The 17,760-nt window shown below is 67.5% G+C and carries 13 protein-coding genes; 7 read left to right on the top strand and 6 right to left on the bottom strand.

From position 1 onward, the window contains the following. Positions 1-2: 2 nt before the first annotated feature. The 3 genes from B7495_RS08340 to B7495_RS08330 form a co-directional block, all read right to left on the bottom strand. Positions 3-1,343, bottom strand: coding sequence for an RNA polymerase sigma factor (locus B7495_RS08340; RefSeq protein WP_088456168.1), 1,341 nt, complete (start codon positions 1,341-1,343; stop codon positions 3-5). A gap of 253 nt (positions 1,344-1,596) precedes the next feature. Then, positions 1,597-2,931, bottom strand: coding sequence for a nitrate/nitrite transporter (locus tag B7495_RS08335; RefSeq protein WP_088456167.1), 1,335 nt, complete (start codon positions 2,929-2,931; stop codon positions 1,597-1,599). 65 nt (positions 2,932-2,996) lie between these two features. Next, positions 2,997-3,920 (bottom strand): proteasome assembly chaperone family protein, encoded by a 924-nt coding sequence (locus tag B7495_RS08330; RefSeq protein WP_088456166.1) that lies wholly within the window; start codon positions 3,918-3,920, stop codon positions 2,997-2,999. Positions 3,921-4,015: 95 nt separating this feature from the next. Between B7495_RS08330 and B7495_RS08325 the strand changes: the two genes are divergently transcribed. From B7495_RS08325 to sucB, 3 genes are all read left to right on the top strand, one after another. After that, positions 4,016-5,503: a leucyl aminopeptidase gene (locus tag B7495_RS08325; protein WP_088456165.1), complete on the top strand. Its 1,488-nt coding sequence runs from the start codon at positions 4,016-4,018 to the stop codon at positions 5,501-5,503. Positions 5,504-5,610: 107 nt separating this feature from the next. After that, on the top strand, positions 5,611-6,984 hold the full coding sequence (gene lpdA, locus B7495_RS08320; RefSeq protein ID WP_088456164.1) for a dihydrolipoyl dehydrogenase: 1,374 nt from the start codon (positions 5,611-5,613) through the stop codon (positions 6,982-6,984). A gap of 67 nt (positions 6,985-7,051) precedes the next feature. Beyond that, positions 7,052-8,491, top strand: coding sequence for a 2-oxoglutarate dehydrogenase, E2 component, dihydrolipoamide succinyltransferase (gene sucB / locus B7495_RS08315; RefSeq protein ID WP_088456163.1), 1,440 nt, complete (start codon positions 7,052-7,054; stop codon positions 8,489-8,491). A gap of 22 nt (positions 8,492-8,513) precedes the next feature. Here sucB and B7495_RS08310 read toward each other — a convergent pair whose 3' ends face one another. Then, entirely contained in the window at positions 8,514-10,076 is a 1,563-nt protein-coding gene (locus B7495_RS08310; RefSeq protein WP_088456162.1) for a hypothetical protein, read from the bottom strand. Between the two features lie 105 nt (positions 10,077-10,181). On the opposite strand from B7495_RS08310, the gene lipB reads away from it, so the two are divergent. From lipB to B7495_RS08295, 3 genes are read left to right on the top strand one after another with little or no spacing between them, the layout of a single operon-like run. Further along, positions 10,182-10,817 (top strand): lipoyl(octanoyl) transferase LipB, encoded by a 636-nt coding sequence (gene lipB / locus B7495_RS08305; protein ID WP_088456161.1) that lies wholly within the window; start codon positions 10,182-10,184, stop codon positions 10,815-10,817. Next, positions 10,814-11,800, top strand: coding sequence for a lipoyl synthase (gene lipA, locus B7495_RS08300; RefSeq protein WP_088456160.1), 987 nt, complete (start codon positions 10,814-10,816; stop codon positions 11,798-11,800). The genes lipB and lipA overlap by 4 nt, the downstream gene beginning before the upstream one ends. Positions 11,801-11,848: 48 nt before the next feature. Next, complete coding sequence (locus B7495_RS08295) at positions 11,849-12,559, top strand: DUF4191 domain-containing protein (RefSeq protein ID WP_088456159.1); 711 nt, start codon at positions 11,849-11,851, stop codon at positions 12,557-12,559. Between the two features lie 68 nt (positions 12,560-12,627). Here B7495_RS08295 and B7495_RS08290 read toward each other — a convergent pair whose 3' ends face one another. Beyond that, complete coding sequence (locus B7495_RS08290) at positions 12,628-13,071, bottom strand: RDD family protein (protein WP_240632456.1); 444 nt, start codon at positions 13,069-13,071, stop codon at positions 12,628-12,630. Between the two features lie 145 nt (positions 13,072-13,216). On the opposite strand from B7495_RS08290, the gene glnA reads away from it, so the two are divergent. Then, positions 13,217-14,641 carry a type I glutamate--ammonia ligase gene (gene glnA / locus B7495_RS08285; protein WP_088456157.1) on the top strand — a complete coding sequence of 475 codons (1,425 nt, stop codon included), beginning with the start codon at positions 13,217-13,219 and terminating at the stop codon, positions 14,639-14,641. 70 nt (positions 14,642-14,711) lie between these two features. Here glnA and B7495_RS08280 read toward each other — a convergent pair whose 3' ends face one another. Continuing rightward, a complete protein-coding gene (locus tag B7495_RS08280) occupies positions 14,712-17,747 on the bottom strand; it encodes a bifunctional [glutamine synthetase] adenylyltransferase/[glutamine synthetase]-adenylyl-L-tyrosine phosphorylase (protein WP_088456156.1) in 3,036 nt (1,011 codons plus the stop codon). Positions 17,748-17,760: the final 13 nt, after the last annotated feature.

The following is a 17,760-nucleotide window of genomic DNA, read 5'->3' as shown; positions in this document are numbered from 1 at the left end:
CTTTACTCGAGGTAGTCGCGCAGCGACTGCGACCGGGACGGGTGGCGCAGCTTGGCCATGGTCTTGGACTCGATCTGACGAATCCGCTCACGCGTGACGCCGAAGGTGTCGCCGATCTGGTCGAGGGTCTTCGGCATGCCGTCGCCCAGGCCGAAGCGCATCCGGATGACGCCGGCTTCGCGTTCGGAGAGGGAGTCGAGCAGGCTTTCCAGCTGCTTCTGCAGCATCGTGAAGCCCACGGCATCGGCGGGAACCACCGCTTCAGTGTCCTCGATCAGGTCGCCGAACTCGCTGTCGCCGTCCTCGCCGAGCGGGGTGTGCAGGGAGATCGGCTCGCGGCCGTACTTCTGCACCTCGACGACCTTTTCCGGGGTCATGTCGAGCTCGCGGCTCAGTTCCTCCGGCGTGGGTTCGCGACCGAGGTCCTGCAGCATCTGGCGCTGCACACGGGCGAGCTTGTTGATGACCTCGACCATGTGCACCGGGATACGGATGGTGCGGGCCTGGTCGGCCATGGCGCGCGTGATGGCCTGGCGGATCCACCAGGTCGCATAGGTGGAGAACTTGAAGCCCTTGGTGTAGTCGAACTTCTCGACCGCACGGATGAGGCCCAGGTTGCCCTCCTGGATCAGGTCCAGGAACTGCATTCCACGACCGGTGTACCGCTTGGCCAGGGAGACGACCAGACGCAGGTTGGCGCCGAGCAGGTGACTCTTCGCGCGGGCGCCGTCCTTGGCGACCCACTGCAATTCGCGTCCGAGCGCGCTCTTCTTCTCGGCGTCGGTCATCTGGGAGAGCTTGTCTTCGGCGAACAGGCCCGCCTCGATGCGCATGGCCAGTTCGACTTCTTCGGCGGCGTTGAGCAACGCGACCTTGCCGATCTGCTTCAGGTAGTCCTTGACCGGGTCCGCCGTCGCGCCGGTGATGGCGCTCGAGTAGACCGGTACCTCATCCTCGTCGTCGACGAGGGACAGCACGAGCGCACCGCTGGGCAGCGGCTCGGCAGGGGCGACGCGCTTGGCAGCGCCGTCGGTGGTGTCGTCATCATCGGTGTCGTGCTCGTCACCGGGAGCGACGGCCTCGTCGTCGCCGGCTTCGGCATCGCCGGCCTTCTTCTTTCCCACTGGCGCCTTGGTCTTCGTGCTCGCGGCGCGCTTGCGTGGTGCGGCCTTCTCCGGGGCGTCGGCACCGGCCGCGGCGGCGGCTGCCTTGGCGGCGGCCGTGGCTGCGCGCGTCGCAGCGGCCTTCTGTGCGGGCGTCTTGGCCGCGGTGACGGTTGCGTCGTCGGCCGGCTGGGTCTCGGTGGTCTTCAATTCGGGCTCTGTCTTCGTTGGGGTTGCCATTCGAACACCTCTCATGCCGTGATTCGTGCGCGTGCGGCGCGGCCTCGCTCGTTGCGGTACTCGGCGCGGGCCGGGTTCATCTGAGAGCGGGGTTATGGGCAGTACGTTTGTGGGCCGTACGTTTTTGGGCAGTACTAGGACCCATGTCAAGTCCCCGGGATTGCAGCCGACAACTGATCGGCGCGTCCAGGAACCAGAACGGGTCCTATTGACAATTATTGCACGGATTGTGTATAAACCGAGCCACGCGCTCTCACTCTCCGCGCCCGCGGCGTCTCATTCTTCTAGAGAGTTCAACCCAGAGCGGCGCCACTTCTATTCCCTCATCGCGGGACAGCAGTCGCCTGGTGCGTTTCCGGGTCCTCACGAGCATGACCACACCGATGCCGACGATCAGGAACTGCACGGTGAACGCGAAACGGAACGAGTCCAGCGAGTAGAGATCGCTGACGCCACCCTGGGCCTGACGCCACCCGTCCTGCAGGTCCAACAGCACCCCGATCAGGAACATCATCACGAAACTGGCCAGGAACCCGCCGACGTTGACGACCCCGTTGGCGGAGCCGAGGCTGCGTTGCGGATTGAACGTGCGCGCGAAGTCGAAGCCGATCAGCGAGCCGGGGCCGCCGCCGCCCAACACGATCAGCAGGAGGACGATGAGCCAGAACGGCGGCGCCACCGGCCACAGCAGGACGACCGCCCAGGTCGCTGCCATGACGGTCACGATGCCCAGCACTATATTGCTGCGACGCAGCGGATGCCGGGCCGTCAGCACGCCGAGAATCGGTCCGCAGATCATCCCGGCGGCGACCGGGATGGTGAGCATCGCGGCGGCCATGCTCGACTCGTAGCCGAGACCGTAGACCATGAACGGGAAGCCCCACAGGAGGGTGAAGACCGTCCCGGAGGACTGGGTGACGAAATGGGACCAGAAGCCTAGTTGGGTTCCCGGTCGGCCGAGACTGTGCCGCAATTGGGTCAGGGCGCTCCCCCAGCTCTGCGGTCGCGGTTGGTCCGGCGACCCGGCCGGCCGGTCGCGGACACCCACGACGACGACCACGAAGGCAACGAACGCGACCAGGGTGGCGCCCAGGAACGCCGGCGTCCAACCGAACTCGTGCAGGACCCAGGCCAGCGGCACTGCGGAGAGCACCTGGCCGAGCTGGCCGATGTTGCCGAACCATTGCGACAGTTGGGGCACGATACGCCCGGAGAACCAGGAGGTGATCAGCCTGATCACCGAGATGAAGATTGCGGCGTCGCCGGCCCCCACCAGCATCCGCCCCGCCACCGCGAGAGTGATCGACGGGGCGAAAGCAAGCGTCAGCTGCCCCGCCACCATCAGGACGGTCCCGGCGAGCATGAGGACGCGGGGGCCGAACCTGTCGATCAGCACGCCGACCGGGATCTGCGCGGCGGCGTAGACGATCAGCTGCACCACGGCGAGGCTGGACAGGACGGCGGCCGAGCCGCCGAATCGTTCGGTTGCCGACACTCCCGCGATGCCGAGCGAAGTGCGCTGCATGACGGCGGACAGGTAGACGAACGATCCGAAGGAAAAGATCAACCAGGATCGACGAGAGTTCACTCGCCTCAATCTAGCCGGGCGAGCCGGTCCTCCCGACCATCGCCGTCCACCGGGTGGGCATCGGGTCAGGGCTGCTGGCCGTCGTCCCGCCCACGCCGGGTCGCGAGGAATTTCTCCAGCTCCGCCGCGATTTCATCCGCGGACGGCAGCGCGCCGTCCTCGTCCGTCAACGGCGACCGCAGAGTGTTGCCCTCCATGTAGGCGTCGTAGCGCTCTTCGAGGGTGCCGACGAGCTTGGCGAGTTCGGGGTTCTCCCCCACCTGCTCGTCGATCCGGCCGATGAACTCGCGGTTCTTTTCCCGCAGCCGATCGGTGGGGAAGATCAGCCCGGTGGACGCGCTCGTGCTCTCCAGGGCAGAGAGGGCGGCGGACGGGTATTCGGTGTCGGCAAGGTAGTGCGGGATCAGCAGGACGTATCCGATGGTCCAGGCCCCGATTTCCTGCAATCTGAATTCCACCAGGTGCAGCGCGTTGGCCGGCACCTGGGTGTGTGGACGCCACACCGACATGCTCTCGATCAGGTCGGTGCGATTGCCGCTGACCGTCACACCGATGGGTCGAGTGTGCGGGACCGGCATCGGGATGGCGTGCACCCACGTGGTGGAGGACACCCTGAAGCGGCTCACGAGTTCGAGCACCGCGGCCGTGAACTGCTCCCACCGAAAGTCAGGTTCGAAGCCGGCCAGGAGCAGGAACGGCTGGCCGATCTCATCCCGGGCCAGGTAGAGCCGGAGCCGGGGTGGCTGGTAGTCGGTCAGGTGATCCTGATCGAAGTAGATGATCGGTCGCCGCGCCCGGTAGTCGAGCAGCAGGTCCGCGTCGAACTCGGCGATGACCTCATGCTCGAGGGTCGCGAGCAGGTATTCGGTGAACTGGGAGACCGCGCCGCCGGCGTCCGCGAATCCGGTCAGGCCCGCGACGAGATGCAACCCTTCTGGAACGCCTGCGGCGTCCGAAGTGAGCGTATAGATTTCATCAGGATCGCGCATCCATTAACTCTAAGCGGACGATTCGCCCACTGTCGGAGAATCGCTCCTCACACCGTGGTGCCCAGAGCGAACACTCCGCCCCGTAGCATCGAGGCATGACCGTTTCCCGCGTTTCCGTGTCCGCACAGCCCTCCATCGAATCCACAGCCGACGTGATCGTCATCGGTGCCGTGCAGGGAAAGGACGGGCCTACCCTGTTCGCCGACCCGGGCTTCGAGGAGATCGCCGCGCAATTCGCCGCTGTCGCCGTGTCCGGAACGAAGGATCAGTTGATTCGTCTCGCGCCAGTCGTCGGGGCCGCGAAGACCATCGCCGTGATCGGGCTCGGCTCCGTTGTCACACCGGAGTCGCTGCGTTACGCGGCCGGCTCGGCGGTGCGCCAGCTCACCGGCGCCGCCACGGTGGCGTTCGCCCTCCCGCTGGCCGACGCTGACCAGGCCGCAGCCGTTCTGGAGGGTGCAGCGCTCGGCGGTTACTCCTTCACGACCTATCGCAAGGCGTCTTTGGCCGCCACCAAGCTTCCGGCCACCGACATCACCGTGCACACGGATCAGGCCGATGAGGACGCATCCGACCGTGCCGGAATCGTGGCCGATGCCGTGAGCCTGGTGAAGGACCTCGTGAACATGCCGCCGCTCGACCTCTATCCCGAATCGCTCGCAGACCTCGCCGCTGCGGCCGCTGAGGGCCTTCCCGTGACGTTGACGGTGTGGGACGAAGACCAGCTCGTCGCCGACGGCTTCGGCGGTATCGCCGGAGTGGGCCAGGGGTCGACCCGGCCTCCGCGACTGGTCAAGGTCAGTTACGACCCGATCGAGGCGACCCAGCACCTCGCGCTGGTGGGTAAGGGGATCACCTTCGACACCGGCGGACTGTCCTTGAAGCCGCCGGCATCCATGGTGGGCATGAAGTACGACATGACCGGCGCCGCCACCGTGCTGGCCGTGACGCTGGCCGCGGCCCGCCTGCGCTTGCCCGTGCGGCTCACGGCGTGGCTGTGTATCGCCGAGAACATGCCGTCCGGGTCCGCGATCCGCCCCAACGACGTGCTGACCATGCGCGGCGGCCGCACCGTCGAAGTGCTCAACACCGACGCTGAAGGCCGGCTGGTCCTCGCGGACGGACTCGTCGCTGCGGGTGAAGAGCGCCCCGACGCGATCATCGACGTCGCAACCCTGACCGGCGCCGCCATCGTGGCCCTCGGCACCCGCTACTCCGCGGTGCTGGGCAACGACGACCTCGTGGCCCAGGTTCTCGCCGCGAGCAAGGCCGAGGGTGAACTCGCCTGGCCGATGCCGATGCCCGAAGAACTGCGCGCCCTGCTCAACTCCGACGTCGCAGACATCGCGAACGCCAAGATCGGCAACACCGGCGGCGGGATGCTCCTGGCCGCGGTTTTCCTGAACGAGTTCATCGGCAGCACAGGCGAGGGCGCCGAGACCACCACGATTCCGTGGGCGCACCTGGACATCGCCGGCAGCGCCCAGCTTGTCGGCGGCGGGCTCGGCTTCACCGCCCCCGGTCCGACCGGTGTGACGGTGCGGACCCTGTTGCGACTGGCCGAGGAGTTTTCGCGCAAGTAGTAAGGTCTTATAGGCAGGAAAATCCTTGCCGTTCAACGCCTACCCACGCACAACACGTGCGTCGGGCGGGCCGTGAAAGTGTATGTGATGCACGAGGGAGTATCTGGGTGTCTGAACAGAATTTTGACCTTGTAGTTCTCGGTGGCGGCAGCGGCGGCTACGCGGCCGCCTTGCGTGCCGTTCAGCTGGGCCTGACCGTCGGCCTGATTGAGAAGGACAAGCTCGGTGGCACCTGCCTGCACGTCGGTTGTATCCCGACCAAGGCACTGCTGCACTCGGCCGAGGTTGCCGACGTGAGCCGCGAGTCGGCCAAGTACGGGGTGAACACCTCCTTCAACGGCATCGACATCGACGCCGTGACCAAGTTCCGCGAGGGCATCGTCGCCAGCAAGTTCCGTGGTCTGCAGGGACTGATCAAGGCCCGCGGCATCACCGTCATCGCCGGCGAGGGCAAGCTCATCTCCCCCACGACCGTTCAGGTCGGCGAAGACACCATCGTCGGCAAGAACGTTGTGCTGGCCACCGGCTCGTACTCCCGGTCGCTGCCCGGCCTGGCCATCGAAGCTCGCGTCATCACCAGCGAGCAGGCCCTCGAGCTCAACTACGTTCCCAAGAAGGTCGCCGTGCTCGGCGGCGGCGTGATCGGCGTCGAGTTCGCCAGCGTCTGGAAGTCCTTCGGCGCCGACGTCACGATCATCGAGGCCCTTCCGCACCTCGCTCCCAACGAAGAGGAGTCGGTGTCGAAGCAGCTCGAGCGGGCGTTCCGCAAGCGCGGCATCGAATTCTCCCTCGGCGTGCGTTTCCAGTCGGTCACGCAGGATGACTCCGGCGTCGTCGTCACGCTGGAGAACGGCACCACGATCGAGGCCGAGCTGCTGCTCGTCGCCGTCGGTCGCGGCCCGTCGACCGCTGGTCTCGGCTTCGAAGAGGCCGGCATCACCATGGACCGCGGCTTCGTCATCACCGACGAACGCCTCGCCACCAACATCCCCGGCGTCTACGCGGTCGGCGACATCGTCCCCGGCCTGCAGCTCGCGCACCGCGGTTTCCAGCAGGGCATCTTCGTCGCCGAAGAGATCGCGGGCCTGTCCCCGATCGTCGTCGACGACCTGAACATCCCCAAGGTCACCTACTGCGACCCCGAGATCGCATCGGTCGGTTACACCGAGGCCAAGGCCGTCGCCAAGTTCGGCGCCGACAAGGTCACCAGCTACGAGTACAGCCTCGGCGGCAACGGCAAGAGCTCGATCCTGGGCACCACCGGGTCGATCAAGGTCGTCCGTGAGGCTGATGGCCCCATCATCGGCATCCACATGATCGGCGCCCGCGTGGGCGAGCTGATCGGCGAAGGTCAGCTCATCGTCAACTGGGAGGCCTACCCTGAGGACCTCGCGCCGCTGCTGCACGCGCACCCCACCCAGAACGAAGCACTCGGCGAGGCCTTCCTGGCCCTGGCCGGCAAGCCTTTGCACGCGATGTAGCCCGTTTCGGCACACAGATTCTCACTAACATTGGTCAGACATTAATGGTTTCAAAGGAGACAAACGCATGAGCGAATCCGTCAACCTCCCGGCACTCGGTGAGAGTGTCACAGAGGGTACGGTCACCCGCTGGCTCAAGAACGTGGGAGACCGCGTCGAAGTCGACGAACCGCTGCTCGAAGTATCGACCGACAAGGTCGACACGGAGATCCCATCCCCCGTTGCCGGCATCATCGAAGCCATCCTTGTCCAGGAGGACGAGACCGTCGAGGTCGGCACCCCGCTGGTGACCATCGGCGACGGCTCTGCTGCGGCCGAAGCACCGGTCGCAGAGACGCCCGCCGCAGAGGCGCCCGCCGCTGAGGCGCCCGTCGCCGAGGTTCCCTCGACCGAGGCACCGGCGCCCGCCGAGGCGCCTGCCGCCGTTGCACCGCCGGCCCCGGCCGCCGTGGAGCCGCCGCCCGCCGCACCCGCACCGGTCGCTGCTGCACCCGCAGCCCCGGCACCCGTGGCGGCAGCACCCGCCCCCGCACCGGCGGCCCCGGCACCGGTAGCAGCAGCACCCGCCGCCGCCCCGGCAGCACCCGCTGCCGAGCCGACCCGTGGCGCCCACGCCGGCACCAGCGGTTACGTCACGCCCATCGTCCGCAAGCTCGCGAACGAGGCCGGCGTCGACCTGTCCACCATCACCGGCACCGGTGTCGGCGGACGCATCCGCAAGCAGGACATCGTCTCCGCCTCCGCCACGGCTGCGCCCGCGACTCCGGCCGCCGCCGAGGTCGAGGTGTCTCCGCTGCGCGGAACCACCGTGCCGATGTCGCGCCTGCGCAAGGTCGTCGCCGAGCGCGCTGTAGCGTCGATGCAGCAGACGGCCCAGCTCACCACTGTCGTGGAGGTTGACGTCACCCGTGTCGCCATGCTCCGCGACAAGGTCAAGGTCTCCTTCCACGAGAAGACCGGCAACAAGCTGTCCTTCCTGCCGTTCTTCGCCCTGGCCGCGGCCGAGGCACTGAAGGCGAACCCGATCATCAACGCGACCGTCGACGGCACGTCGATCGTGTACCCGGGCCAGGAGAACATGAGCATCGCCGTGGACACCGAACGCGGACTGCTGACTCCCGTCATCCGCGACGCCGGTGACCTCGATCTGGCCGGTTTCGCCGCCCAGATCGCTGACCTGGCTGCCCGCACCCGCGACAACAAGCTCAAGCCCGACGAGCTGTCCGGTGGCACGTTCACCCTCACCAACACGGGTTCGCGCGGCGCTTTGTTCGACACCCCGGTGGTCTTCCTCCCGCAGAGCGCCATTCTCGGCACCGGCGTCGTCTACAAGAAGCCCGTCGTCGTGACCGACAAGGGTCTGGACTCCATTGCGATTCGTTCGACGGTGTTCCTGGCGCTGTCCTACGACCACCGCATCATCGATGGAGCGGACGCCTCGCGCTTCCTCACCACCATGAAGGCACGTCTGGAAGCCGGCGCATTCGAGGCCAACCTCGGAATCTAGTGTCACAGACCCGCCAGACGGGTCAGTAGTCGAAGAGTTCGCGTAACCGCCAGCCGGCCTCGCCCTTGATCACCAGGGCTGAGGCCGGTTGTGTGTTCGCGGGACCGCCGGCCGCCGGCGTCAGAACAATCAGCGCGGCGTTGCCGCGGCGCTCCTGCACGGTGGCCGTGAAACCCGCAGCAGTGCGGTCGGCGCTCCGTTCCATCTGAAGTGCCCGATACGAGTCGGCGGCCATGGCCACGGAACCGGCCTGGTCGACACTTTCCAGACACAGCACCGACGCCTCCGCCAAACACCCCTCGCGCAGCTCGAGCAGGACCAGGGTCGCCGCCGCCGGATCGTCGGACACGAGAGTCGCTGCGGATCCGTCGGCGCCTGCCGGCCCGCCGTCTCCCGGCCCCGCGGTCGCTTCGGCACCCGGTGACGAGGACCGCGTCGCGGGCGCCGACAGGTCGCCGGCGTCCCCGGCGACCACCGGGGACTCGGCCGGGGACTCGGCTGGGGACAGCGCCGCAAGGCCTCCGGCGGCCAGCACCACCGCGAGGCAGACACCGACGATGACCGGCCGTGCTCGACTCCGGTTCCGCAGCAGCGCCTGCAGCCACCGAGCGCCCACCCGCGACCGAGCATTCACGATTCGCAGCCCTGACCGGCATCCGGCCAGCCCACGCCGCACCTGCCGCTCCAACCGTCCTGTCGGCTTCGCCGCGCTTCCACGCTCTGCACCCGCCAGTCGCCCGCCGGCTCGGATGGCCGGCTCACGCGCCCCGGCCGGGCGGGCCGGTCTGGTCAGTCGGCTCGACGGTGCGGCCAGGCCGTGGGTATCCTCCGGTCCCTCGGGATCTGCCGGCACGGTGCCCGGTACCGCACCCCGGACGGCTGTCGCTGCCGCCCAGTCGAACAGAACGGATTCCACGCCGGACAAATCCGGCGGGACGGGTCGCGCCGTGGCCGCGGCTTCGAACTCGGCCACGACCGACTCCGCCGTCGCCGCCTCCGGAGCCTGAGGGTCCAGGTGGTCGCGGATGGATCTCACACAGCCCGCCAGGCGCACGAGGTCGTCCCGCCGCCGCGCGACACCGGCTCCCCCGGCGGGCAGATCCTCCAGCGCGCCCAGCCCGAGAAGCACCGGTCGGCCACAGCCGTCGAACCGTACGCAGGCAGGTCCGATCATGGAGTGGCTGAATCCGGCGTCGTGCAGCGCCTGCAGTGCTGCCGTGATCGTCGCGGCAATGGTCACGACCTCACCGGCACCGAGGGTGCCCCGCTCGGCCAGCAGCCGGTCCAACGACGAACCGGTCAGGCGGTCCAGCACGAGGCAGAGCCGGCCGTCGGGTGCCGTCGCCACGTCCCGCAACGGCGCGAGCATCGCCGGCGGCACTGTGAGCATGGCTCGCACCTGCCGGTCGAGCGCCGGTCTGTCAGCCTCCGGCCCGAACACCTTCAGTGCCACATTCAGGGCCTGGCCCTGCTCTCCGGGCGCCCGGCCGAGGTAGATGATCGAACGGCTCCCCGTGCCGATCCGGCGTATCAGCCGGAACCCGGCCAGGGTCTCCTCTCGGGCGGGAATCTGCCTGTGCTCCATCACTCCACCGTGCCGTTCGGACCGGCGGCCCCCTCCCCTCGGTGGGAATCTGGCGGAAACTCGAGCGGTGCTCAGGCTGGGGAGGAGACCCCCTAGACTTACCGCATGCTCGACTTTGTCGTCGCGGGGCTAAGCGCCAACTCCGTGCCGTATTTCGAGGGCCTTGAGCTCCAGCGCGCCGTCCATCGCACGGTGGTGTCCGGTCAACGACCGAACACCGTCCTGCTCCTCGAACACCCCGCCGTGTACACGGCCGGCAAACGCACCCAGCCGGAGGACCGTCCCACCGACGGCACGCCGGTCGTGGACGTCGACCGCGGCGGCCGGATCACCTGGCACGGGCCCGGTCAGCTGATCGGCTACCCGATCCTGCGCTTGCCCGAACCTCTCGACGTGGTCGGCTACGTGCGTCTGCTCGAGGACATCCTCATCGACGCGCTGGCCGATTTCGGGATCGACGGCAGACGGGTTCCCGGACGCAGCGGCGTCTGGGTCGGGCCCGCCGGGGCCGAGGACAAGATCGCCGCCATCGGCATCCGGGTCGCCGACGGTGTGACCATGCACGGGTTCGCCCTCAACTGCAACAACTCGCTCGAACCGTACGACCGTATTGTCGCCTGCGGCATCGTCGATGCGGGCGTCACCACCATGTCTCAGGTACTCGGCCGAGACGTCAGCACCGAGGACGTCGTCGACTCCATCACAACCCGTTTCCGCAGCCGGCTGGCGGTGTCCGTATGACCGCCGCGCCCGACGGACGCCGGATGCTGCGACTGGAAATACGCAACGCCGAGACGCCCATCGAGCGGAAGCCCGACTGGATCAAGACTCGCGCCAGGATGGGCCCCGAATACCGCCACCTGCAGGATCTGGTGAAGAGCGAGAACCTGCACACGGTGTGCCAGGAGGCCGCCTGCCCGAACATCTACGAGTGCTGGGAAGACCGCGAGGCCACCTTCCTGATCGGCGGCTCCCAGTGCACCAGGCGCTGCGACTTCTGTCAGATCGACACGGGCAAGCCCGCAGACTACGACACCGACGAGCCGCGCCGAGTCGCCGAGTCGGTGGTGGCGATGAACCTGCGTTACGCGACGGTGACCGGGGTCGCCCGCGACGACCTGCCCGATGAGGGCGCCTGGCTCTACGCCGAGACGATCCGGCAGATCCACCTCCAAAGCCCGGGGACCGGGGTCGAGATCCTCGTCCCCGATTTCACGGGCAACCCGATCCACTTGGCCGAGGTGTTCTCTGCCAGCCCTGAGGTCTTCGCGCACAACGTCGAGACGGTCCCGCGGATCTTCAAACGCATTCGTCCCGCCTTCCGTTATGACAGGTCCCTCGACGTGCTCAGCCAGGGGCGGGCCGCGGGACTGATCACCAAGTCGAACCTGATTCTCGGCATGGGCGAGGAACGCGCCGAGGTGTCCCAAGCGCTGCAGGACCTGCACGATGCCGGGACCGACATCATCACCATCACGCAGTACCTGCGGCCGAGCCCCCGGCACCTGCCGGTGGCCAGGTGGGTGCGACCGGAGGAGTTCGTTGACCTCAAGGCCGAAGCGGAGCAGATCGGTTTCCTCGGCGTGCTCGCCGGACCGTTGGTGCGTTCCTCCTACCGGGCCGGTCGGCTCTGGGCACAGTCGATGACGGCCACCGGACGCCCGGTGCCCGCCCACCTGCAGCACCTCGCCGACGCGACCGTGGCCTTCAGCCAGGCCGTTTGACCCTAAATCCGTTCCGCGGATATCGACCGACTGGGTAGTCTTAGAACCATGGCACGAAGCAAGGACAAGAGTCCCCGCACCCCCAAAGAACCTGGCCGCTTGAAGCAAATGTGGCAGGTCTTCCAGATGACCCGGCGCTACGACTCGAACATCGTTCTGTTCATGATCTTGGGTTTCCTGATCCCTGTTGTTGTCGGCTTGGCCCTTGCGCTGCTGCTGACCCCCGACAACGGTTTCACCATCGCCCTCTGGATCGTCGCCGGCGTGCTCGCCGGCGTCCTGGCGATGCTGATCATCCTGGGTCGGCGTGCAGAGAAGGCCGCGTACTCGCAGATCGAGGGCCAGCCCGGCGCCGTCGGCGCGGTTCTGCGCAGTTCGTTGAAGCGCGGCTGGGTGGGGAGCGAAATGCCCGTCGCCGTCAACGGTAAGACCCAGGACGCCATCTATCGCGCCGTCGGCCGCGGTGGAGTTGTGCTCATCAGCGAGGGACCGCGCACCCGCACCGCCCGCATGTTGGACGAGGAAAAGCGTTCGGTGGCCAAGGTCGGCGGCAACGTCGCGGTCACCGTCATCACCGTGGGCCCAGACGCCGACGCCGTTCCGCTGCACAAGCTCGCCCGGCGGCTGACCAAGATCAAGCCGACCCTGACCAAGGCCGAAGTGCTGGCGGTCAACAACCGCCTCAACTCCATGACCAAGAAACTGCCGATTCCCAAGGGTGTCGACCCCACCAAGGCCCGTCCGCAGCGCGGCAACTAGCCACACGCATCCACCAGAACAACGAAGGGCACGGGGTCAACCCCGTGCCCTTCTCTGCGTGCCGGAGACTAGCGCCTGATCAGGACGGTGCCGGCGATCTTGTCGTGGAAGCCCCGCTGGTCCGAGTCCCAGACCAGGGCGGGAACGGCCAGACCCAGCAGCACCGACCGGACGATCGGGCGCCACAGGCCCGCACGGCCTCCGGTGAGGGCGATCACACGCAGGCCGAGCAGGCGGTGGCCGACGCTCCCCCCGAACACGGCGACTTGCAGGGCTTGGAGGCCCACGAAGACCATCAGGACCACGAAGCCGTCATAGTTGAGCCAGGTGTACCCCCAGATCAGGCAGGTCAGGGCCACGGCGACGGCCCAGTCGATGGCCAGCGCCGCGATGCGCCTGCCGACCCGCCCCACGGAATGCGGTCCGGTCCGAGGCAGGCCGAGTCGCTCCCCCGGCCAGGTGCTGGGCGGTAACTGCCCGAAGGTGGTGGGTCTTGACGGCGTCGAATTCACCCGATCAGTGTACCGACCGAGCCCTCTGTAACATGGAGGAAACATAAGCGTCATTCTTAAGTAACCCGTCCGTAATAGTGTCGGGGAAGCCGCAGTGTGCGACATTTCTAGTCACCCACGCCTACGTCGTTTGGAGTCAACCCGCATGTTCCGCGATTCGTCCGAAGTCCTCTCGTTCATCAAGGACACCGATGTCAAGTTCCTTGACCTCCGTTTTACCGACCTGCCGGGTGTGCAGCAGCACTTCAACATCCCCGCGTCGACCGTTGACGAGGACTTCTTCACCGTCGGCCAGATGTTCGACGGCTCGTCGATCCGCGGTTTCGCGTCGATCCACGAATCCGACATGCAGCTCATCCCCGACGTCACCAGCGCGTACATCGACGCGTTCCGCGCCGAACGCACCTTGATCATGCTCTTCGACATCTACAACCCCCGCAACGGCGAGATCTACTCCAAGGACCCCCGCCAGGTGGCCAAGAAGGCCGAGAAGTACCTCGCCTCCACCGGCATCGGCGACACCGCGTACTTCGGCTCAGAGGCCGAGTTCTACATCTTCGACGACGTGCGCTACGAGGTCAACCAGCACACCAGCTTCTACTCCGTCGACTCCAGCGAGGGTGCCTGGAACTCCGGCCGCAAGGAAGAGGGCGGCAACCTCGCCAACAAGACCCCGTTCAAGGGCGGCTACTTCCCGGTCAGCCCGGTCGACCAGCACGCCGACATGCGCGACGACATCTGCCTCAAGCTGATGGACGCCGGCCTCATCCTCGAGCGCAGCCACCACGAGGTGGGCACCGGCGGCCAGGGCGAGATCAACTACAAGTTCGACACCATGGTGCACGCGGCCGACGACCTGCTGAAGTTCAAGTACATCGTCAAGAACACCGCGCACGAGTGGGGCAAGACCGCCACGTTCATGCCCAAGCCGCTGTTCGGCGACAACGGCTCCGGCATGCACACCCACCAGTCCCTCTGGGCCGACGGCAAGCCGCTGTTCTACGACGAGGCCGGCTACGGCGGCCTGTCCGACGTTGCACGCTGGTACATCGGTGGCCTGCTCAAGCACGCCCCGGCTGTGCTCGCCTTCACCAACCCGACGGTCAACTCGTACCACCGCCTGGTTCCGGGCTTCGAAGCTCCGGTCAACCTGGTCTACTCGGCCGGTAACCGCTCGGCCTCGATCCGTATCCCGATCACCGGCACCAACCCCAAGGCCAAGCGCCTCGAGTTCCGCGCCCCCGATGCCTCCGGCAACCCGTACCTCGCCTTCGCCGCCCAGCTGATGGCCGGCCTCGACGGGATCAAGAACCGCATCGAGCCGCACGAGCCCGTCGACAAGGACCTCTACGAGCTGCCGCCGGAAGAAGCGAAGAACATCCCGCAGGTTCCCGCATCGCTGGAAGAGGCCCTGCAGGCGCTGGAGGCCGACCATGACTTCCTGCTCGCCGGCAACGTCTTCACCCCCGAGCTGATCGAGACCTGGATCGACTACAAGCGCGAGAAGGAAATCAAGCCCCTCGCGCAGCGCCCGCACCCGTTCGAGTTCGAACTGTACTACGGGGTCTAATCTCCCCAACGCACGACGAAGGGGCCGCAACCGTCAGGTTGCGGCCCCTTCGTCGTCGACGGTGTCGAGGTCAGCCGGAGAACGGCCCCGGCCGTTCGACCGGTCCATAGAACCGGCGTTCGAAGACCGCACGGGCGCGCCGGGTCACCGCGAGGTAGTCTTCCTCGAGCTGATTCGCCGAACCCGGCGGGTACTCCATCATGCGGGCGACGCCGTCGAGCTGCATCCTGTCAGTGGGCAGCACATCCGCGGTCTTGTTCGTCCACAGGGTGATCGCCGAGCGGCACCGTGACGCGAACAGCCACGCGGCGCGGAGGACGGCGGCATCCGGTTCGGTGACCAAACCGGCGCGAGTGGCCTCCTCGAGTGCTTCGAGGGTTGACGTCGTGCGCAGGGCGGGGACGCTCGCGGCGTGCTGGAGCTGCAGCAACTGGACGAACCACTCCACATCGCTCAGCGAGCCGCGGCCCAGCTTGAGGTGCCGGTTCGGGTCGGCTCCCTGCGGGAGACGTTCGTTCTCGACGCGGGCCTTGATGCGCTTGATCTCACGGACGTCCTGGTCACTGATCTGTTCCGGGTACCGCACAGTGTCCATCACGGCGTGGAAGGACTCCAGGAGCGCGGGATCGCCCGCGACACCGCGGGCGCGCAACAGCGCCTGGGCCTCCCAGGTGAGCGACCACCGGCGGTAGTAGGCCTGGTAGGAATCGATGGACCGCACCACCGCACCGTTCTTGCCCTCGGGGCGCAGGCCGATATCCAGGTCGAACGGCAGCCGGTTGTCCTCGGTGAGTCGGTTCAGCTCCCGGACGATGAAGGTGGCCCGGTCGTGGGCCGCACCGCCCTCGAGGGCAGCGGGCCTGAAGACGTACATGACGTCAGCGTCGGAACCGAAACCGAGTTCGGCTCCCCCGAACCGGCCCATGGCGATCACAGCGAACTCGATGCCATCCGGAGCGAACGGACCGTCGTCCCCGGTGAGACCGGCACCACGGATGGCGCCGAGGATTCCCTGGATGATGACGGTGGAGATATCCGTCAGGCCCGCGGCGAGCTCGTCAATGCTGATGCGACCGAGGATGGCCGACAGCGCCAGGCGAAGCATCTCGCGTCGCCGGCTGGTGCGGAGCACGGACGCGGCGGCGTCGGGACTGCCGTGCCTGGCCAGCACGGCACGCGCCTCGTCCTGCAACACGCTGAGCGGGCGGGGGCGCAGGTCATTGTCGTGTTCCAGCCAGGCGACGGCCTCGGGAATGGTCTCCAGGAGTTCGCCGACGTACCGCGACGCCGAGAGCACCCGGGTGAGACGTTCGGCGGCCCCCGACGAGTCCCGGAGCATCCGCAGGAACCAGTAGGTGGAACCGAGGCTGTCGCTCAGCCGCCGGAAGGCCAGCAGCCCGTAGTCGGGGTCGGCGCCATCGGACAGCCACTGCAGCAGCACCGGCAACAGGTGTTGCTGAATGGTCGCCCGCCGGGACACACCGCTGGTCAGCGCGGCGATGTGGGCCAGGGCGCCCGTGGTGTTGCGGAAGCCGATCGCCGCCAGCCGGGCCTCGGCCTGCGCGCTGGTGAGGTTCAGGCCCTCAGCGGGCAGGGCGGCGACCGCGGAGAGCAACGGCCGATAGAACAGCCGTTCGTGCAGGCCGCGCACCCGGTGTTTGGTGGCCTCCCACCGGGTTGTCAGCGCCGCCGCGCTCGTGGCCAGGCCCGTCGCCCGTGCCAGGACCCGCAGCCCGGACTCGTCCCGGGGCAGCAGGTGTGTTCGGCGCAGCCGGTCCAGTTGCAGCCGGTGTTCCATCAGGCGCAGCATCCGGTAGTCCTGGGCGAACTCGGCGGCCTCGGCGCGACCGACGTAGCCGGCATCGGCCAGGGCGGCCAGGGCCGGCAGGGTGCCGGGCTGACGGATGTCGGGATCGGTCTGGCCGTGCACGAGCTGAAGCAGTTGCACGGTGAATTCAATGTCGCGCAGACCGCCGGGGCCCAGCTTGAGTTGCACGGCGACCTCGTCGGCGGGGATGTTACTGGTCACCCGTTCGCGCATCCGCTGCACGGATTCGACGAAGTTCTCCCGGCTGGCGCTGGTCCATACCTTGGGGGCCACCGCGGCGACGTAGCGGGAGCCGAGCTCCAGGTCGCCGGCCAGGGGGTGTGCCTTCAGCAGCGCCTGGAACTCCCAGCTCTTGGCCCAGCGGTCGTAGTACGCGATGTGGGAGTCGAGGGAACGCACCAGGGCGCCGGACTTGCCCTCGGGGCGCAGGTTGGGATCGACCTCCCACAGCTCGGGCTCCATGCTGGGCTGGTTGAGCCCACGCATCATCAGGACCGCGAGCCGGGTGGCGATGTCCACCGCCCTGGCGGCGCTGAGCCCGGCGTCGTCGTTGCCCTCTGCGACGAAGATGACGTCAACGTCACTGACGTAGTTCAGCTCCCCCGCCCCCGCCTTACCCATTCCGATCACGGCGAGCTTGGTCAGCCGCACCTCGTCAACGGGATAGACGCCGTGCGCGGCCACGGTGCCGCTGCACATCCCCCTCGCGACCGCGAGGGAGGCTTCCAGCGCCGCCGCGGCCAGGTGCGCCAGGGTCCTGGCGATCCGGTCGAGTCCGGCCACGGGGTCGGCCTGTTCGAGGTCGAAGGCTGCCAGTTCGGCGAGCCGGCGGCGGTACCGCACCCGCAGGGCCACCCACCCGTCGTCGTCGATGAGTTCGGCGAAGCCATCCTTCGACTGGACGGCGTCGAGCAGGTCGTCTGTCAGCTCACGGAGCCCGGCCACGGCGGTGGTCTTCTCGTGCAACACCGCGAGTTCTGCCGGATGCCGGAGGAAAAAATCGGTCAACCCGGTCGAAGCCCCGGACACGAGCACCAGGCGCTGCAGGGCGCCGGGATGCCGCCGGAGCGCCACGAACTCGGTCGGGGCCTGGCGCACCAACGACAGCACGGCGAAGAGGGCCGCATCGGGATTCGCAGCCCGGGTGAGCAGCGGGAACAGATCCGACGGGTCAGGCCCGCCGAGTTCACCGACCTCGTCGAGACGCGCACGGGCCTCGCCGAGATCGGCGAAGCCCACCCGAGCGAGGTCCGTCAGAGTCAACTGTTCTCTCGCCATGTCCTGTACCTGT

This window comes from Cryobacterium sp. LW097, from assembly GCF_002205495.2.
GTDB classification, from domain to species: domain Bacteria; phylum Actinomycetota; class Actinomycetes; order Actinomycetales; family Microbacteriaceae; genus Cryobacterium; species Cryobacterium zongtaii.
This window is presented reverse-complemented; position numbering and strand designations above follow the sequence as displayed.